We start from the raw sequence: 18,889 nt of genomic DNA, 5'->3' as shown, positions 1-18,889 counted from the left end.
TGGGCAAATAGCTTTAGAAATGTCACCTTCAGATTGCCTTTTATTATTCAGGCAGGCCATTCACCATATGTGAGACCATTTCTTCTTCTGAATAACCAATCAGCCCATTCTTCTTAGCAAATTCAAGAGGGTAGATTCGATAGTTATTGTAATGATTTTCTGAAACAAAGGTTGGCTGAAATTCAATGGAAGGATATGTAATTTTGGACCCTCCCGGTTTCATCGTTTTTTCTACTTGAACCGTAACCATTCCTCCAATATCTTTGAAATCATCTTTTTGTCCTGAAAGAAAATTCCCTAATGAATAGATGACTACTGCATCCCGGCCATCGCTCGTTTTGTATGTTTGGATTGGCTGCAGAACGTGTGGATGATGGCCAAAAATGATATCAACACCATTTTCCGTTAACACATTTGCCAGTCTTTCCTGTTCCTCAGTAGGGAAGCGTTGATACTCATTTCCCCAGTGCAGACTCAATACGACTAAATCAACGTTCATACTTTTAGCTTTTTTGACTTCTTGTATCATGTTTTTCTCATCGATTAGATTGACTAAATAGTCTTTCCCCTTTGGCACTGGGATTCCATTTGTTCCATATGTGTATGAAAGCAGGGCAAACTTGATACCATTTACATTGAAGGTACGAATTCGCTCCTTGTCTTCCTTACTTTTAAATGCACCCACATATGGCATGGATATCTTCTCATAATAGTCGATTGCACTCAGAAGACCTTTTTCACCTTGATCCAGTGAATGATTATTGGCAGTCGTGACAGCATCCACCCCCACATCCTGTAACGATTTCACAATCTCTTTCGGACTATTGAAAAGCGGGTAACTGGAAACGCCAAGTTCCACACCAGCGGGGGTTGATTCTTGATTGGCAATCAGAAAGTCAGGGGCAGCCAGCATGTCCTTGATAGGTGCAAACATAGGGGTGAAGTTATACCCGTTTTCATCTTTTGCATCATTATATACAGTATCATGGAGAAGGATATCCCCGATGGCGGCAAGTGTTGCATTTGACTTTATCGATTTCCCTGAAGCTTGAACTTCTTTCGTCGTATGAAGCAAAGAAGAGAGGTTCTTATTCTGTTCTCCTGCAGCAGAGGTGTTCCAGTCTGCGTATTGCTTATTTACAAGAAACCCGATCACTAAAAGTAAAGGAACACAAAGGATTACCCCTGTCATTATTCGCTTTTTATTCATATTCATCATCCTTTATATATACACTACCTCTATTTTACAAAATAAAAGGGCAAAGCGGGACATATTTATGAAAATATTGAGGAATATTCTCGTATTTTTGTGAATTTTGAATTATTTTGTTCAATCGACATCCTATTTCACTTTTTATATCCATCATCTTTCTCAAACGAATGCATGGGTATACCTATTTGATTTATCTATAGTCATAAAAAAAGCCACCTCTACAGCCAGAAACTCTCCAATAGAATAAGGGAGAGCCTGTCGCTTAGGTTGCTTTTTTACTACAGCCATTTGATTTTAGGTTCCGTTTTATTTTTGATTCGGACAATATTCGCACGATGTCTGTAAACAACGAAAATGGTCAGGATTCCTACGACAATAATGAGTGGAATATCTCCTGTGAAAATCGAGTACGTAAAGGCGAGCACTGCTGCTATCATTGAAGAGAGTGATACATACTTTGTTGCATACAAGCAAACAAAAAAGACTGCCAGGAGAATTAAAAATAAGATGTAATTATAGCCAAGAAGAACACCCGCTGAGGTTGCTACCGCTTTTCCTCCTCTAAAGTTTGCAAACACGGGATACATATGACCAATCACAGCAAATACCCCAGCCAATAACATATGTACATCACTTTCAAATAGCAATGGTAAGAGAGTGGCTACCGTTCCTTTTAAGATATCCATGATTGTGACAATCATCCCGGCTTTCACACCCAAGGTTCTGAACGTATTGGTTCCGCCAAGGTTTCCACTTCCATGCTCACGGATGTCTTTTCCGTAGAACGTCTTCCCAATCAGTAATCCTGAAGGGATGGAGCCTAATAAATAAGCTAATAAAAGTATAAGGGCAAAAATCATCATCACTGCTCCTTTTGAAATAACTAATCGTTCTTATTTTAACATGTTTTCCATAGGATGGGGAGAAAATAAGCGAAAAAATTAGTACCTGTTCATAAAAGTAGATAATATCTTTTATTCCTCTTAAATCTGATTCACAAGGAGAGAAATATGTTAAAATAGACACACTTTACATAGTTGAAATGAAGGTGTACACATATGCAATTATTTTTATCGGCGTTTCAATGGGTTGCCTTTATGGTAGCAGGCTCGATCGCCGCTCCCATTGCCATAGCTGACCTGTTTCAATTGTCTCCAGCAGACACAGCAGGGTTCATTCAGCGGACCATCTTTGTATTAGGAGCCGCCAGTCTTATCCAAGCAATGGTTGGTCATAAACTTCCCATAAATGAAGGACCCGCCGGATTGTGGTGGGGGGTTTTCGCCATCTATGCAGGTTTTTCAGGAACCCTCTACAGCAGTCACGAAGAAGTTCTGACCGTTTTACAGGGGGGGATGATTGTTAGCGGTGTGATTTTCTTTATTCTGTCTGCAACAGGACTACTAAAGAAATTATCAAATTTATTTACACCAGCGATTACATTTATTTACTTAATGCTCTTGATTCTCCAATTAAGCGGATCTTTTATCAAAGGGATGTTCGGGATACAGCATGAAGGACAATCTCTTCAGCCATTTGTCTTATTAGGAAGTTTCATAACCATCCTGTTGGCATTATACTTTTCAGGTCATAAACGAAAGTGGATCCAACAGTACTCCATTATTCTTGCCCTCATCTCGGGCTGGCTAGTCTTCATTCTCATGGGACTGGGTGAAAGCGTGACTGTTTCTGACAGCTGGTTTTCATTACCGGATATGTTCGTCTTTGGAGCTCCTGTATTCGATACGGGTGTCATTGTGACATCCATTTTCATTACATTCTTGTTAACGACCAATATGATTGCTTCCATTCGAGTGATGGAAGAGGTTATGAAGGCAAAGGGTCAGCCCACGTATGAAAGGTTTACGAAGAGCGGTTTTGCTTCGGGATTGAATCAGCTGTTCGGTGGAGTATTCTCTGCCATAGGATCTGTACCCATTTCCGGGTCTGCTGGGTTTGTTGCCGCTACAGGGATGTACTCGATTATTCCCTTTATCCTTGGAAGTGCGATTATTATGATCATCAGTCTGATCCCAAAAGTGATGAACTTATTCGCAAGTCTTCCAGCTCCGGTTGGCTATGCCGTTACTACGGTCATCTTCATCAAAATGGTCGGCCTTGCTCTCGGAGAGTACAGAAAAGAAGAGAACGTGGAAAGAATCCATTTTGTCGCCGGCATCTCTCTTATTGTAGGGGTAGGAGCCATGTTTGTGCCCCCTACCGCATTTAAAGATATGCCTGTAGTGGTTGCCTCCATATTGAACAATGGATTGATACTCGGGACCATCACAGGGATCATGGTAGAACAATATATTCTGTTAAAGAACAAACAAAACCCTGAAGCCGGTAAACAATAGTTTGCTGGCTTTTTAGTGTCCTGTACAGCCAAGAGGTATCTTGTATGAGGAATCCACATTATTCATAAACTAAGCCATAAAGGCAATTCCTTGGATAACATGTTTACCTTTTGTATAATGAGGGTATCCCTACTATGTTTAGAAAAATTTCTCAGTTTATAAAGCAGGTGGAAAAATGATTGAATTTAAGAATGTCACGAAAGTCTACGAAGATGGTACAGAAGCCATAAAGGGTATCAACCTGACGATTCCAGAAGGAAAACTTGTTGCCTTGATCGGACCAAGCGGATGTGGTAAAACGACCACGATGAAAATGATCAATAAACTCATTTCACCTTCGGGTGGAACGATTCTGATTAATGGTAAAGATACTTCACAAACCGATGAAGTGGAGCTCAGGCGTAACATCGGCTATGTCATACAGCGTATAGGATTGCTTCCACACATGACAATTGAAGAGAACATCAGCCTGATTCCACGTTTAAAAGGTTGGAAGAAGGAACAATACGAAGGCCGTGTAGATGAGCTTCTGCATCTTGTCGGACTAGATCCTAAGGTGTATCGGAAACGATATCCACTGGAGCTCAGCGGAGGGCAGCAGCAGCGGGTAGGCGTCATTCGTGCCCTGGCAGCTGAACCGCCTATCATTCTCATGGATGAACCATTCAGCGCCCTTGACCCGATCAGCCGGGAGCAGCTTCAGGATGAATTGAAGAGCATTCAAAATACGATACATAAAACGATTGTGTTTGTCACCCATGATATTGATGAAGCGTTAAAGATCGCTGATGAGATTGCGGTGATGCGTGATGGGAAAATTGAACAGATTTCTACACCAACGGAACTACTGTCCCAGCCTGTAAACGAATTCGTCAGGGCATTTATCGGTGAGGACCGACTTAACGCCCGACAAACTCAGACTCGAGTAATCGACATGATGGAAGATAACACAACTTACTTGCTTTACGAAGAAGGAGAATATACTTTCATACCTTATGACGAATCGGTCCAAGAAGCGGCAAGAGTACTACTTGAGACTGGAAAACCCTACCTCATGGTGACGAAAGACGGCAAAAAGATAGGAAGCGTCACGGCGAGCGGGATTCTTCGTGCAGTAGCCTCAGAAGGGAAAAAGGAGGCACGTTCGGTATGAACTCATTCTCACTATTGTTTATCAACACCATTTCAAATCGCTCGGATGCCATCTTAAACGGGTTATTTGAGCATCTGTACTTATCATTCGTATCCATTTTCATTGCGATTGCCATCTCATTGCCACTGGGCATATACATATCACGAAAAAAGCAAACAGCTGAATTTTACATCGGGATTACAGCTGTATTCCAAACCATCCCAAGTCTGGCACTATTCGGTTTTCTCATCCCGCTATTAGGGACAGGCAGTATCACAGCGATAATTGCCCTGACCGTATATGCGCTTTTACCGATTCTCCGGAACACGTATACGGGGATCATCGGGGTTGATGAAGGAGTAATAGAAGCAGGAAGAGGGATGGGGATGACCAACTCACAGCTTCTGTTTAAAGTGGAACTTCCTCTCGCCCTGCCGTTCATTATGGCGGGTATCAGAACCGCAACTGTCTTAACGGTGGGAGTCGCAACGCTTGCAACCTTTGTAGGCGCGGGTGGACTGGGTGACCTCATATACAGGGGACTATCCACTTGGAATAATTCTTTAGTTCTTGCAGGGGCCATTCCTGCTGCCTTACTTGCACTTTCTTTCGACTTTTTATTAAAGCTTCTTGAAAGAATGACAACACCTAAAGGATTAAAAGCACGGAAATAAAGCACATTCAAAGGAGAGTAAGAATGAAAAAGAAATTCAAACCATTTATTTTATTAATTGTCCTATCCTTCATGATCGCAGGTTGTGGAAATGGAGGGGGTAAGGACACCATTACGGTTTCAGGAAAGATGTGGACTGAGCAATTTATTTTAACGCAAATGATGGCTGAACTTCTCAAAGAGAAAACAGACCTGGATGTTAAAGTGGAAGAAGGACTGGGAGAAGTATCGATCTTGACACCTGCCCTTGAAAAAGGCGACATCGACGTATATATCGAGTACACAGGAACAGGACTCGAAGCTGTGTTAAAAGAGCAAGCGAAGGAAGGGGCTTCAGCTGAAGAAATTCTATCTCAAGTCCGTAAAGGATACGAAGAGAAGTTCAATGTGACATGGTTAAAGCCACTTGGATTCGAGAACACGTATACCCTTGCTTATACTCAAGATCAGGACTTTGATGCCAAAACGTTCTCTGACCTAGTTCCCTTATCGAAAGATTTAAGCTTTGGAGCGCCGCATCAATTCTATGAGCGTGAAGGTGATGGGTACGATGCATTTGCAGAAGCATACGGTTACGATTTTAAAGCGAAAGAAAGCTTTGACCCGAACATTATGTATGAAGCAGTGAAGAACGGAGATGTAGATATTATTCCGGCCTTTACAACCGATGGAAGAATACAACGTTACAATCTGAACACGACTACGGATGACAAAGGATTCTTCCCACCATATGATGCCGCTCCCATCATCCGTCAAGAAGTTCTGGAGGAGCATCCGGAAGTAGAAGAAGTCCTGAATGAATTAGCAGGACAAATTTCTGAGGAAGAGATGAGTGAAATGAATGCCAAGGTGGATATGGATAAACAAGATCCTAAAGATGTTGCACGTGAATTTCTCCTATCCAAGGGGTTAATTGAAGAGTAAAATATTAAGAAGTGTCAGAAAGGATAGAGGAAAAGCAACACGTCCTTTGTCTATCTGACACTTCATTCTGTTTAGATGTATTTATAAAATTTTGAAAAATTAAAGGGAAATATGGTATAAAAGAAGAATAGGACTTATGGAACAGTTTAAAATGAATGGTAAGGAACGAAGAAGGAGTTGTAATCATCTATGGAAAACCCATCCCGACAAGAAATTGGAAACATCCTTAAACAATCAAAACGCATTGCGGTGATCGGATTAAGTGACAATCCTGCACGAACATCTTATATGGTCTCAAAAGCGATGCAGGATCAAGGTTATGAGGTTATTCCTGTAAATCCCACCATTGAATCTGCATTGGGCGTTAAAGCGGTATCTTCTCTGAAGGAGATTGAAGGATCGATTGACATTGTCAATGTTTTTCGCCGCTCAGAATTTTTGCCACAGATCGCGCAAGAATTTGATGAGATCGATTCTAACGTGTTTTGGGCGCAACAAGGTGTAATGAATGAAGAGGCTTATCGCTTTTTGAAAGAACGTGGGTATACAGTTATTATGGATCGCTGTATTAAGGTTGAACATGCTTTAACCAAATAATTCTCACTTGTAACAAGCGGCTCTTACCGCTTGTTTTTTTTCGGATGGACTTTTGTCTTTCATCCACTAAAAAAACCGGTCCATACAAAAGAAAACAGTCCGATTTCAGAGTCATTCTAGGAAATTAAATTTGCGAAAATCAAATAAAACGCTACAATAAGCAATAGTGGTTTACCTCAGAAATGATCAAAACAGGTAAACGAACAAACGTTCTTGTGTTATAGTTAACATATACATAACCAATACTACCGTACAAGCACTATTTACGGTTAGAGAAGTTTTGAAAGGGGAATGTTCGTGGCCAACCAGAATAAGACCATGGATTACAATGATGATGCCATTCAAGTATTAGAAGGCTTAGAAGCCGTTCGTAAGAGACCTGGAATGTATATAGGCTCTACAGATTCAAGGGGATTGCATCATTTAGTATACGAAATTGTCGATAATTCGGTGGATGAAGCATTAGCTGGCTTCGGAAATGAGATTATTGTTACGATACATAAAGATAATAGCATCTCAGTCCAGGATAAAGGACGTGGGATGCCTACTGGAATGCATAAGCTTGGCAAGCCCACTCCTGAAGTCATCTTGACTGTGCTGCATGCAGGAGGTAAGTTCGGACAAGGCGGTTACAAGACCAGTGGCGGATTGCACGGTGTAGGTGCCTCAGTCGTAAACGCCCTATCTGAATGGCTTGTTGTAACGATTGAAAGAGATGGAACGAAGTATGAACAACGTTTCACAAAAGGTGGAAAACCGGAAACCACTCTTGAGAAAATCGGAAAAACGAAAAAATCCGGAACGTGTATACATTTCAAACCTGATCCGGAGATTTTCAGTAATATCACCTATAATTATGAAACACTATGTGAGCGTCTAAGGGAGTCTGCATTCCTTCTTAAAGGATTAAAAATTGAAATCATTGATGAGCGTCATGATCAGAAGGAAGTCTTTCACTTTGAGAGCGGTATCCAGGCCTTTGTTCAATACTTAAACGAAGAAAAAGATGTGCTTCATAATGTTGCTTTCTTTGAAGGGGAAAATCATACTATCGAAGTGGAGTTCGCCTTTCAATTTAATGACGGGTTCTCTGAAAACATTCTGTCATTCGTGAACAATGTTCGGACAAAAGACGGAGGTACCCACGAAGCCGGAGCAAAGACAGCGATGACCCGTGTCTTTAATGAGTACGCCCGAAAAGTTGGTATTTTAAAAGATCGGGACAAAAATCTTGAAGGGACCGACATTCGTGAAGGTCTGGCCAGTATCGTTTCTGTGCGTATACCAGAACATCTCCTTCAATTTGAGGGGCAAACGAAAGGAAAGCTTGGTACAAGTGAAGCACGTTCTGCTGTGGATGCAGTTGTTTCGGAGCACCTTCTATATTTCTTAGAAGAAAATCCCGATACAAGTTCCCTTCTTATTAAAAAATCCATTAAAGCCGCCCAAGCAAGGGAAGCAGCACGTAAGGCAAGGGAAGATGCGCGTAACGGAAAGAAACGAAAGCGATCTGAAACTGTTCTATCTGGAAAATTAACTCCGGCTCAATCAAGAAATCCTCAGCGTAACGAGCTTTACCTGGTGGAGGGTGATTCTGCTGGAGGATCAGCGAAACAAGGTCGGGACCGCAAATTCCAAGCAATCCTTCCACTTCGGGGGAAAGTCATCAATACGGAAAAAGCCAAGCTTCAGGATATCTTCAAAAACGAAGAAATCAATACGATCATACATGCGATCGGTGGCGGAGTCGGTCCGGAATTCAACGTCGGGGACATCAATTATGACAAAATTGTCATCATGACCGATGCCGATACGGATGGAGCCCATATCCAGGTTCTGCTGCTGACCTTCTTCTATCGCTATATGAAACCATTATTAGAAGCAGGGAAAGTTTATATTGCACTTCCTCCTCTCTACAAAGTAAGCAAAGGAGCGGGAAAGAAACAAAAGCTTGAATACGCATGGACGGATGAAGAGCTTCAAGGAGCCATTTCTAAAGTTGGTAAAGGCTATATGATCCAGCGCTATAAAGGTCTTGGAGAAATGAACGCCGATCAGCTGTGGGAGACAACGATGGATCCTGAAACACGTGCACTGATCCGTGTCCGCATTGATGATGCTGCCCGGGCTGAGCGTCGCGTGACGACCCTTATGGGAGATAAAGTAGAGCCGCGCCGTAAATGGATTGAAAGCAATGTAGCCTTCGGGTTAGAAGAAGATGGAAGTATTCTTGAAAATGAAAACATTACGGTCGCAGAGGAGGGGTAATACATGACAACTGTAGAAAGATATCAAGACTTACCTCTAGAGGAGGTACTTGGCGACCGATTTGGACGTTATAGTAAATACATCATCCAAGAGCGTGCATTACCTGATGCACGCGACGGGTTAAAGCCTGTACAGAGGCGTATCCTTTACGCTATGTATGTGGACGGTAACACCCAGGAAAAAGGGTTCCGGAAATCAGCAAAAACCGTTGGTAATGTTATTGGTAACTACCATCCACATGGTGATACATCTGTGTATGATGCCATGGTGCGTATGAGTCAAACGTGGAAAGTGCGTAAATATTTAGTCGAGATGCACGGAAATAATGGAAGCATCGATGGAGATCCGCCTGCTGCCATGCGTTATACAGAAGCTCGTCTTTCTGCTATCTCCATGGAGCTCTTGCGTGATATCGATAAAAAAACCGTGGACTTTGTTCCAAATTTTGATGATACATCCAGTGAACCGACTGTTTTGCCATCACGTTTTCCTAACCTTTTAGTCAACGGCTCTACTGGTATCTCAGCAGGATATGCAACCGATATTCCACCTCATCATCTTGATGAAGTCATTGATGCGACAATCATGCGCATGGAAAAACCACAAAGCACGGTGGATGATCTTATGACGGTCATAAAAGGACCTGATTTTCCAACAGGTGGTATCATTCAAGGGGTTGACGGCATCAAAAAAGCCTACGAAACCGGAAAAGGAAAAGTGGTTGTTCGTGGTAAAGCTGATATCGAAAACATCCGTGGAAGCAAACAACAGATCGTCATAACGGAAATTCCTTATGAAGTGAACAAAGCGAACCTCGTCAAGAAAATGGATGAATTTCGTGTAGATCGCAAAGTGGAAGGAATTGCAGAAGTTCGTGATGAAACAGACCGTGATGGAATGCGCATTGTCATTGAGTTAAAGAAAGATGCAGATGCTACTGGCGTCTTAAACTACCTCTATAAAAACAGTGATCTTCAAATCGCCTATAACTTTAATATGGTCGCTATACATAACCGTCGTCCTAAACTGATGGGACTTCGTGAACTATTGGATGCTTATATTCACCATCAAAAAGAAGTTGTGACAAATCGTACCAAACATGATCTAAACAAAGCGAAGGATCGCCAGCATATTGTGGAAGGCTTAATGAAAGCTCTGTCAATTTTAGATCAAGTGATAGCAACGATTCGTGCTTCGAAAGATAAACGTGATGCGAAGGATAACTTAATTCAGCAATTTCAATTTACTGAAGCACAGTCAGAAGCGATCGTCAGCCTACAGTTATACCGCTTAACGAATACAGACATTACTGCACTCCAAGCAGAAGCTGAAGAGTTAGCGAAAACGATTGCTGAATTAACGGCTATCCTGGAAAGTGAAAGCAAACTTTACAGTGTAATCAAAAAAGAATTAAAAGGGATCAAAAAGCAGTTCTCTGATGCTCGCCGCACCAAAATTGAGGATGAGATTGAAGAAATTAAAATCAACCTTGAAGTACTGATCGCCAGTGAGGATGTCATGGTTACTGTTACCCGTGATGGTTACATGAAACGAACAAGTCTGCGTTCCTATTCTGCTTCAAACGGCCAAGATCTAGCCATGAAAGAAACAGACAGACTCCTTGGTCAGTACGAGATGAATACGACAGATGTACTTTTAGTATTTACAAACAAAGGGAATTACATCTATTGCCCTGTGCATGAGCTCCCGGATATTCGCTGGAAAGATCTTGGTCAGCACGTGGGGAACATTGTACCGATTGATCGCGATGAACAGGTTCTAAAAGCGATCCCAATTAAAGAATTTGATCCAGCCCATTATTTATTATTTGTAACAAAGAATGGAATGATCAAAAGATCCGAGCTTCCCCAGTATAAAGCACAGCGTTACTCCCGTCCTCTTGTAGGAATCAATTTAAAAGGAGACGATGTGCTGGTCGATGTACATTTAACCGATGGTTCCTATGATATATTCATCGCTACACACTTAAGTTATGGTCTTTGGTTTTCCGAGGAAGATGTGAACATCGTCGGACCACGGGCAGCCGGTGTAAAAGGGATTAACCTTAAAGATGAAGATTATGTAGTGTCTGGTAAGATCATTAAAGACCCATTGAAAGATTACATTTTCTTAGCAACCCAGCGAGGGGCAGTAAAGAAAATGAAGTTAGCCGAATTCGAAAAGACATCCCGTGCCAAGCGTGGAGTCATCATGCTGCGGGAATTGAAATCAAATCCACATCGTGTTGTAAGAATAGAAGTGGTTAAAGATACAGATAAGGTAGGTCTGATCACGAAAAAGGGAAGAACAGAAGAAGTGCTCCTTTCAGACCTTAGACCAAATGACCGTTATTCAAATGGATCATTTGTGATTGATGAAGGAGATAGCGGATCTGTTTGTGAAACGTGGGCAGAATCACTGCTACCCGAACCAAAAGAATAACATCCATTAAAACGACCAGAACTTTTTCTGGTCGTTTTTTTATAAATGCATGCAAACAAATGAATATTAAATGTATATTCATTCAAAATTGTTGTACAATACCGATGAATAATTGTACAACAATTAATATTATTTCAACAATATGAATTTATCAGTTGAATAGACATCTGTTTTTTGATAGATTATAAAAGTGTCTGAATGGGTAAACATGCATAGAATCATACATTATATGTCATAAACAAAACATCTAGGGGGAACATTTATGGAGTTATTTACAAGTATAATAGGCACTTTGAATGATTATATGTGGTCATACATACTGATTGTGGCGCTTATCGGTCTCGGTTTATACTTCTCATTACGAACAAATTTCGCACAATTCCGTTACTTAGGAGAAATGGGAAGACTATTAACAGATAAAACAACGATCTCAGCAGAAGGAAAACGGGGTATCTCTTCTTTCCAGGCATTCACGATCAGTACAGCATCACGTGTGGGCACAGGAAACCTTGCCGGTGTTGCAACAGCGATAGCAGGCGGTGGACCAGGAGCCGTATTCTGGATGTGGCTGATTGCCCTTCTGGGAGGAGCGACCAGCTTCGTAGAGAGTACACTTGCACAAATCTATAAAGTTAAAGACGGAAAAGACGGCTACCGAGGTGGTCCCGCTTACTATATGGAAAAGGGATTGAATGCCCGTTGGATGGGAATCCTGTTTGCCATTATCATTACATTCTGTTTCGGCCTTGTGTTCAATTCAGTACAATCCAATACGATTTCTCTTGCGATGGAAGAAGCGTATTCTTTTGATCGTTTGACTGTTGGTATCATTCTTGCCGTGTTAACAGCTCTAGTTATTTTCGGCGGGGTAAAGAGAATTGCCAGTGTGACTCAAATTGTCGTTCCGGTCATGGCGGTACTATATTTGATTCTGGCATTCTTTATTCTGGTCACCAATATCACCATGCTGCCAAATATGTTTGTGATCATTTTTGAAAATGCATTTGGTATTCGTGAAGTAGCAAGTGGCGGAGTAGGGGCAGCCATCATGATGGGAATCAAACGCGGCTTATTCTCGAATGAAGCAGGTATGGGTAGTGCGCCGAACGCAGCCGCATCTGCTGGTGTTACACACCCCGTTAAACAAGGACTTATTCAAACTCTTGGGGTGTTCACTGATACCCTGCTTATCTGTACAGCAACAGCCTTCATGATCATCCTGTCTGACCAATACACCACAGGGATCGATGGCATTCAGCTTACGCAGGCAGCCTTAAGTTTTCATGTAGGGGAGTGGGCAGATACATTTGTCGCTGTTGCAATATTCTTGTTCGCCTTCAGTTCGATTATCGGAAACTATTACTACGGGGAAACGAATATTGAGTTTATTAAATACAGCCCGATTACTCTATTCATCTACCGAATGGCCGTTCTTGCTATGGTGATTTTCGGAGCAGTTGTCAAACTTGATATTGTGTGGAGCCTGGCAGATTTATTTATGGGTCTCATGGCGATCATCAACTTAATCGCCATCACATTATTAGCAAAAATTGCGATATCTGCACTAAAAGATTACCGAGAACAAAAGAGACAAGGTAAGGATCCTGTTTTCTACTCCAACTCTATTAAGGGGTTAAAAGGAATTGAGAGCTGGGAAGCAAAACCTGAAACAACAACAGAACAAAAATAATATGAATGGACCAACCTTTATGATGGGTTGGTCTTTTTTGACTTGTTTTATGCTAGGAAAGATGAAAAAAGAAACGATAATCATTACATAGATTTTCCTTCTTTGGTGAAAATAAAAGGGAATAATTTTCTAAAGAGGAGAGAGAATCATGAGAAAAGAATTACTATTTGCATTCGGTGCTTTCTTTGTTATGTCCCTCCATGCCATTGCAGGAAACTTTTCCAGTGAACCAATGGAAAAACAGCCTGTGAATGAAATGACTGTCAATGTGTATAAAAAAGATGTAACCGGCGATGGTAAAAAGGATACGATTACGCTTAAGGCGATTCCGTTTTCTCCTGATGCCCTGTTTCTTAAACAAATTTGGGCGGATATTAACACGTCTGAAGGAAGTAAGATTCGAATTGATTATGAAGGTGGTTATGAGCCGAAAATCCAATTCGTTGATTTAAATCATGATGGAATAAAGGATATGCTGTACTCATCCGCTACAGGGGGAAGTGGTGGACTCTATAATGTAGCCCTCCATACGTTAGCAGATAATAAACTGGTCGACATCGGATTACCTGAGCCCTTAACGATCCAGGCTCAATTTGAAGATGATTACCAAGCTTCTATTACCTTTGTAGATACGAATCAATCCTACACAGTCGATTTACGTGACCGAAAAGAAGACTATGATCGATTGGGGATATACACAAACGGAACCTTAAATGAACCTATGGAATTAATGGTGTTACCGTATGCATTTTTTGAGCCGACAAAAATTACCGGCAAACCTGGTAAGGGATTAAAAGGTTATCAGCAAATAAGCGGTGCATATAAGGCAGATGGCATCGGAACGGCCACATCTTATTGGTATTATGAAAATGATCAATGGAACTTGATGAAGATAAAGTGGAAAGCAAATAAATAGCTGAACCATTTCTAGGCTTTTATCATAATCTGTTGTAAGCCCATTTTTGTAAAGGAGGCTTACACATGAGTGAATTCAAGCCTGAAAAGCTAACTATCACGTATTTGCCACCAGCATCAATATTCAACCCCATTGATAACCGAAAGTATACATTAACCCATTCTGATACGACGGGTGAATTATTTTTAAGCGTTGGTTGTCACTTTGATTTGGAGAAGATCAATCCATCCATGAGGGACGAAGTATTAGGAGAATGGAGAAGAGACCTTGGTCAATACACACTTGCGGGTACCGTCTATGTGAGTGGGGGAGAATATGATCAACAGCTATCCAACGTACGGTTTATGATTTTCAAAAAAGAACTCCCATTGGCTTTAGCAGCAATGGTGAACGGTGATAAGGGATTCTACACGTACTATCCATGGCTTTTGGATGCACCAATCTTCGTCTGCTTTGAATCTGTATTCCCGGAATTTCAGCAAACGCTTTATTTCGGGACACCAAGACAATATTTATTGAAATAGCGCTCAAGCATAAAGAGGTTCAGATTCAATGTGAACTCTTTATGCTTATTTTTGTTCAGCTTCACTGGGAGTAAGTATAAAGAGAGCGGCTTAGATGGAACAAGTGGGTGAATGATTAGATAGGGGTTAAGTAAGCCAGAGTGAAATGTTTAACAAAGTAGAAAATGATCATATAGAAATCGACTGACCGGGATGATTATGTAAACTAACAAGCAAGTATGAACGTGAACGCAGCAACTAACAAATGAAATGATACATATACGAAGAAAAAACAAAACAGTATCGAAATCAACTAGTTAAATTATCAGATAATAAGATGAAAATCCTTAAAAAATCATTTGATATCTTGATACAAAAATTAAGATGCATGAGCAGAATGAATTTAGGTATTGATAATAAACGAAATAAATGAAAAGGATTAACCAAGTTTAATAGTTGCTGTACACTGTCTCATTTTTTTCTTTCGTCTCAATATTAACAGTATACTTGTGAAATGAGACTGAAATTGGATATTTTACTTATGTTCCTATAATAAATATTATGTAAACTAAAAACTAGAAACGATTGTTAAGTATACGTTCACTTTATCCCCCCTCCACTTCTGATTGACGTGCGACACAGATTCTTCACATCGAGTTCGTTAAATTCTTTATCATTCCAAAAATCAACTTACCTGCAACTTTTTCCTCACACGATAATAAATTCTTATCATAGAATATGGATAAGATCTAATCTCTTCATTCACAAATTGGTTAAGAAAGCTGTGATTTGACACGATGAAAAACTGTATTGATAATTACTTCTCATTTCAAAATCTACAGGAAATTGGTATGTCATTTGACAAGGTCTTTGAACATATTGTAAAGTTCATGCGATTGGAGCCAAATGGTAACTATCGGTTAATGGTAGGTACTGATTCTCAAGTTCATCAATCACATACCACCTTCATAACAGGAATTGTGATATTAAATGAAGGAAATGGTGTGTGGGCATGCATAAGAAAAGTGTTAACCCCTAGGAGAATGCTGCAATTGCATGAGCGGATTTCTTATGAATTGTCTTTATCCGAGGAAATTGTTTCGTTATTTACTGAGGAAAGAAAAAATCAGTTAATTGATATAATCCTTCCATATCTTTATGAAGGAGCTACATTTTCAATGGAGGGCCATATTGATATTGGGGCTGGAAAACAGAATAAAACAAGCAAGTTTGTTAAAGAGATGGTCGCAAGGATGGAAGCAATGGGTGTGGAACCGAAAATTAAACCTGATGCCTTCGTCGCTTCCAGTTATGCCAACCGTTACACTAAATAAAAGACATACTTTCTACTCTTCGTTATTATCAAAATTCTCACTATACTGACTTCGACCTTATAAGAAAAGATCTGAAGTTCTGAAGTGATGAGTCCTTTTGCTAACACTTGAGTTAGGTGGTGCCCTACCTCCCTTCTCCCTATATTCCTACATAATACCACCAAATACGCTCTATTGCTCCTTGGAGTACATCCTTAGATATCCATCCATTATCAAACAAATGAACATCTGCTCCCTCCTTATCTGATCAAAACACATAGAAATGATGACTTCTGCCCAAGCACAGTGGACAAAGTTGCATAGTATAGAGTAAGTCGGGGTCTACCTTGACAATTTTATAGAAGATAGGGGGATTTATTATGTGGTTCCCATTTTTCAATCAGTGTGATAGAAACAGAAGAGATGATTTTCCTTGTTGCCGTTTTTGGGACAACTTAATGTTCATCCACTGTTCATGCGATGATGACTATGACGTTTGCGACAAGCCAAGAAGAAGAGAATTTGAAGAGCAAGAAGTGAAATGTTTTAAAATAAAAGACAAACATGACTGTAAATGTCATAAGAAAGATCACCATCATCGTGATTGTGGATGTAAAAAGGATGAACACCATTGTGGATGCCATAAAAAGAATCATCACCATAAATGTAATTGTCCTAAATGCAATCGCAATTTCTAAGTGAAAACCCCTATTCCACTGATAGTTTTATCTGATAAAGAGATTATTTACTCTCTATGAGCATGGGGCTACCCATGCTCTATTTTTTTATAGTTTATTATATATTTTTAAGTTAAAGTTTTTTAATATCTTTGTTTTTCTCGATTTTTCGGGCATTTTCGCACCAACTTGCCTAATAATACACAAAAGAACAAGTGTTCGATTATATTTTGAAATTAGACTGATCTCATTAAAAATGAAAAACTTTACTATACATAGTCAACGCTTCAATCTGCTCCAAATCCGGTTCGTATCCAATACCGGCCGCTTCAGGTACAACTATATATCCATCCTTCATTTCCACCTCAGGTTGAACGATATCCCGCTTCCAATAATGAGAAGATGGGGCCGTATCCCCAGGCAGGGTGAAATTCCCCAATGACGTGATGGCGATGTTATGAGCCCTTCCTATCCCTGCTTCAAGCATTCCCCCGCACCACATAGGAATATTGTGCTCCTCACATAAATCATGGATTTTCTTTGATTCCGTGAGCCCTCCGACACGTCCAATTTTCAAATTAATGATTTTACAGCTTCCCAGTTCAATTGCTTTTCTCGCATCTTCAAAACTGTGAATACTTTCATCTAAACAGATTGGCGTTTTAAGCTGAGACTGCAGCTTGGCATGATCAATGATATCATCATGATCCAATGGCTGTTCAATCATCATTAAATCGAAATCATCCAGAGCTTTGAGGACTTCAATGTCATTTAGGGAATATGCACAGTTTGCATCTGCCATGAGTGGAATCTTCGGAAATTCCCGTCGAATCGACCGGATGATCCCGATATCCCATCCAGGTTGAATTTTCACCTTGATCCGCTTATAACCTTCTTTCAAATAATCCTCAATTTGTTTTAACATAAGGGTCTCGGTTTGCTGAATACCTACACTGACTCCTACTTCGATTCTGTCTTTCGTTCCTCCTAGTGCTTTTGCTAAAGGAAGGTTGTTTTCCTTTGCATATAGGTCCCAAATAGCCCCCTCGATTGCCGCTTTGGCGTTAAAATTCCCTCTGATTTTCTTAAATCTGCCGGACACCTCATCAGGATGTTGGACTGCTTCCCCCTGAAGAAGAGGAATCAAGTGGTCACTCATCATATGCCAGTTTGTTTCCACCGTTTCTTCGTTATAGATCGGCTGGGTGATCGCGACCGACTCCCCCCATCCTGATATCCCAGATGCTGAAATCACTTCAGCGAGAATAATCGTTTTATCCGTTTCCGTCCCTACACTCGTCTTAAAAGTATGCAGTAAATCCATCTTGATCTGTCTAAGAATGATTCGTTTGATTTCCATAATGATGATCACCTTTCTCCATGAGGTATAGGTATTGCCCGTGGTGTTTTTTATCTTTAACTAGGTCTGTCACGATCCAGCCATGATTTAAGTAGTGAGAAAAGACGTCTCTTGTTTTTTTCCGCCAATCGATAGCAAGTGAAAGATTTGCCCTTTTGATTTCCTGGAAGTGACCCGGTACCGAAACGGAAATGTGTTTTTGGCTCAGGGTTAAATCTACCCTATCTACAAGCCAACCATGTTCACATTCTTTTAAATCAATAGCAGAATGAAGGTTATTCCCTGTCACATTATTACTCTTCGATTTACGTACCCACCACTCTACAAGAAATCGATCCGTCGCTATTCCTGCATTCAACTGATCGGACATTTCTCCATAAATATTGGGGATATACGTACGCACAACAGCTCCAAGTTTATGTAGGTTGAGGTTACCGTTCACGGTTTCCAAAGGATCATATGTCCAGGTGATGACATCATATCCCATCTCTCCAGCCGTATTTTTTTGTGCTCTTTTCAGCATTTCTCCGATCCCAAATTTCCTGAAATCGGGATGGATCCCTAAACTATGGGATACAAGGTACACCTTTTTCCCATCAAAACCGGGAAAACTATACTGAAAGCCGATAAGCTTTTCCTGATAATAGGCTCCAAGAATGAACCCGCCGTTCTTCACCACAGCTACACTCTGATTAACCGGTACAGAATCTTCAAAACTCCACACAAGCGACTCTAATCTTCTGACACTCTCTAAATCCTCTACTGAGTGCAGTGTCCGGATGTTCAATGATGATTGTATTTCATGTTTCACGATCTCTCCTCCC

Annotated in this window: 16 protein-coding genes; 12 read left to right on the top strand and 4 right to left on the bottom strand. The window is 40.6% G+C overall.

All coding sequences use genetic code 11. The annotated features are described in order from the left end of the window. Positions 1 to 43 precede the first annotated feature (43 nt). Both ACQKFO_RS04460 and plsY read right to left on the bottom strand, forming a co-directional pair. Entirely contained in the window at positions 44 to 1,210 is a 1,167-nt protein-coding gene (locus ACQKFO_RS04460; protein ID WP_427597100.1) for a CapA family protein, read from the bottom strand. 281 nt (positions 1,211 to 1,491) lie between these two features. Continuing rightward, positions 1,492 to 2,076, bottom strand: coding sequence for a glycerol-3-phosphate 1-O-acyltransferase PlsY (gene plsY, locus ACQKFO_RS04455; RefSeq protein ID WP_427597099.1), 585 nt, complete (start codon positions 2,074 to 2,076; stop codon positions 1,492 to 1,494). Positions 2,077 to 2,271: 195 nt separating this feature from the next. On the opposite strand from plsY, the gene ACQKFO_RS04450 reads away from it, so the two are divergent. The 12 genes from ACQKFO_RS04450 (at position 2,272) to ACQKFO_RS04395 (ending at position 16,730) form a co-directional block, all read left to right on the top strand. After that, complete coding sequence (locus tag ACQKFO_RS04450; protein ID WP_427597098.1) at positions 2,272 to 3,570, top strand: purine/pyrimidine permease; 1,299 nt, start codon at positions 2,272 to 2,274, stop codon at positions 3,568 to 3,570. Between the two features lie 175 nt (positions 3,571 to 3,745). Next, positions 3,746 to 4,723 (top strand): ABC transporter ATP-binding protein, encoded by a 978-nt coding sequence (locus ACQKFO_RS04445; protein ID WP_427597097.1) that lies wholly within the window; start codon positions 3,746 to 3,748, stop codon positions 4,721 to 4,723. Then, positions 4,720 to 5,376 (top strand): ABC transporter permease, encoded by a 657-nt coding sequence (locus ACQKFO_RS04440; RefSeq protein WP_427597096.1) that lies wholly within the window; start codon positions 4,720 to 4,722, stop codon positions 5,374 to 5,376. Before ACQKFO_RS04445 ends, ACQKFO_RS04440 begins: the two co-directional genes overlap by 4 nt. 23 nt (positions 5,377 to 5,399) lie before the next feature. Beyond that, the gene (locus ACQKFO_RS04435; RefSeq protein ID WP_427597095.1) at positions 5,400 to 6,299 is read left to right on the top strand and encodes a glycine betaine ABC transporter substrate-binding protein; all 900 of its coding nucleotides are present in this window, start codon (positions 5,400 to 5,402) and stop codon (positions 6,297 to 6,299) included. Between the two features lie 189 nt (positions 6,300 to 6,488). Continuing rightward, on the top strand, positions 6,489 to 6,896 hold the full coding sequence (locus tag ACQKFO_RS04430) for a CoA-binding protein (protein WP_427597094.1): 408 nt from the start codon (positions 6,489 to 6,491) through the stop codon (positions 6,894 to 6,896). Positions 6,897 to 7,193: 297 nt separating this feature from the next. After that, positions 7,194 to 9,164, top strand: coding sequence for a DNA topoisomerase IV subunit B (gene parE / locus ACQKFO_RS04425; protein WP_427597093.1), 1,971 nt, complete (start codon positions 7,194 to 7,196; stop codon positions 9,162 to 9,164). A gap of 3 nt (positions 9,165 to 9,167) precedes the next feature. After that, the gene (gene parC / locus ACQKFO_RS04420) at positions 9,168 to 11,606 is read left to right on the top strand and encodes a DNA topoisomerase IV subunit A (RefSeq protein WP_427597092.1); all 2,439 of its coding nucleotides are present in this window, start codon (positions 9,168 to 9,170) and stop codon (positions 11,604 to 11,606) included. Positions 11,607 to 11,868: 262 nt separating this feature from the next. After that, the gene (locus tag ACQKFO_RS04415; protein ID WP_427597091.1) at positions 11,869 to 13,296 is read left to right on the top strand and encodes an alanine/glycine:cation symporter family protein; all 1,428 of its coding nucleotides are present in this window, start codon (positions 11,869 to 11,871) and stop codon (positions 13,294 to 13,296) included. Positions 13,297 to 13,444: 148 nt separating this feature from the next. Beyond that, the gene (locus ACQKFO_RS04410) at positions 13,445 to 14,212 is read left to right on the top strand and encodes a hypothetical protein (protein ID WP_427597090.1); all 768 of its coding nucleotides are present in this window, start codon (positions 13,445 to 13,447) and stop codon (positions 14,210 to 14,212) included. 65 nt (positions 14,213 to 14,277) lie between these two features. Beyond that, a complete protein-coding gene (locus ACQKFO_RS04405; protein ID WP_427597088.1) occupies positions 14,278 to 14,736 on the top strand; it encodes a staygreen family protein in 459 nt (152 codons plus the stop codon). 830 nt (positions 14,737 to 15,566) lie between these two features. Then, positions 15,567 to 16,049 (top strand): ribonuclease H-like YkuK family protein, encoded by a 483-nt coding sequence (locus ACQKFO_RS04400; RefSeq protein ID WP_427597087.1) that lies wholly within the window; start codon positions 15,567 to 15,569, stop codon positions 16,047 to 16,049. A 543-nt stretch (positions 16,050 to 16,592) separates the two neighbouring features. Beyond that, entirely contained in the window at positions 16,593 to 16,730 is a 138-nt protein-coding gene (locus ACQKFO_RS04395; RefSeq protein ID WP_427597085.1) for a hypothetical protein, read from the top strand. A gap of 225 nt (positions 16,731 to 16,955) precedes the next feature. Here the strand turns inward: ACQKFO_RS04395 and menC are convergent, their stop codons facing one another. Beyond that, the gene (menC, locus tag ACQKFO_RS04390) at positions 16,956 to 18,065 is read right to left on the bottom strand and encodes an o-succinylbenzoate synthase (RefSeq protein ID WP_427597084.1); all 1,110 of its coding nucleotides are present in this window, start codon (positions 18,063 to 18,065) and stop codon (positions 16,956 to 16,958) included. Further along, complete coding sequence (locus tag ACQKFO_RS04385; protein WP_427597083.1) at positions 18,040 to 18,876, bottom strand: GNAT family N-acetyltransferase; 837 nt, start codon at positions 18,874 to 18,876, stop codon at positions 18,040 to 18,042. The genes menC and ACQKFO_RS04385 overlap by 26 nt, the downstream gene beginning before the upstream one ends. Between the last annotated feature and the right edge of the window lie 13 nt (positions 18,877 to 18,889).

Origin of the sequence: Rossellomorea sp. NPDC071047 (genome assembly GCF_050270195.1) — a bacterium.
Lineage (GTDB): Bacteria > Bacillota > Bacilli > Bacillales > Bacillaceae_B > Rossellomorea.
This window is presented reverse-complemented; position numbering and strand designations above follow the sequence as displayed.

What these genes read in the sequence shown, in the direction of transcription:
- ACQKFO_RS04460 (WP_427597100.1), bottom strand. Translation starts at nt 1,210, where the DNA reads ATGAATAAAAAGCGAATAATGACAGGGGTAATCCTTTGTGTTCCTTTA.
- plsY (WP_427597099.1), bottom strand. Translation starts at nt 2,076, where the DNA reads ATGATGATTTTTGCCCTTATACTTTTATTAGCTTATTTATTAGGCTCC.
- ACQKFO_RS04450 (WP_427597098.1), top strand. Translation starts at nt 2,272, where the DNA reads ATGCAATTATTTTTATCGGCGTTTCAATGGGTTGCCTTTATGGTAGCA.
- ACQKFO_RS04445 (WP_427597097.1), top strand. Translation starts at nt 3,746, where the DNA reads ATGATTGAATTTAAGAATGTCACGAAAGTCTACGAAGATGGTACAGAA.
- ACQKFO_RS04440 (WP_427597096.1), top strand. Translation starts at nt 4,720, where the DNA reads ATGAACTCATTCTCACTATTGTTTATCAACACCATTTCAAATCGCTCG.
- ACQKFO_RS04435 (WP_427597095.1), top strand. Translation starts at nt 5,400, where the DNA reads ATGAAAAAGAAATTCAAACCATTTATTTTATTAATTGTCCTATCCTTC.
- ACQKFO_RS04430 (WP_427597094.1), top strand. Translation starts at nt 6,489, where the DNA reads ATGGAAAACCCATCCCGACAAGAAATTGGAAACATCCTTAAACAATCA.
- parC (WP_427597092.1), top strand. Translation starts at nt 9,168, where the DNA reads ATGACAACTGTAGAAAGATATCAAGACTTACCTCTAGAGGAGGTACTT.
- ACQKFO_RS04415 (WP_427597091.1), top strand. Translation starts at nt 11,869, where the DNA reads ATGGAGTTATTTACAAGTATAATAGGCACTTTGAATGATTATATGTGG.
- ACQKFO_RS04410 (WP_427597090.1), top strand. Translation starts at nt 13,445, where the DNA reads ATGAGAAAAGAATTACTATTTGCATTCGGTGCTTTCTTTGTTATGTCC.
- ACQKFO_RS04405 (WP_427597088.1), top strand. Translation starts at nt 14,278, where the DNA reads ATGAGTGAATTCAAGCCTGAAAAGCTAACTATCACGTATTTGCCACCA.
- ACQKFO_RS04400 (WP_427597087.1), top strand. Translation starts at nt 15,567, where the DNA reads ATGTCATTTGACAAGGTCTTTGAACATATTGTAAAGTTCATGCGATTG.
- ACQKFO_RS04395 (WP_427597085.1), top strand. Translation starts at nt 16,593, where the DNA reads ATGACTGTAAATGTCATAAGAAAGATCACCATCATCGTGATTGTGGAT.
- menC (WP_427597084.1), bottom strand. Translation starts at nt 18,065, where the DNA reads ATGGAAATCAAACGAATCATTCTTAGACAGATCAAGATGGATTTACTG.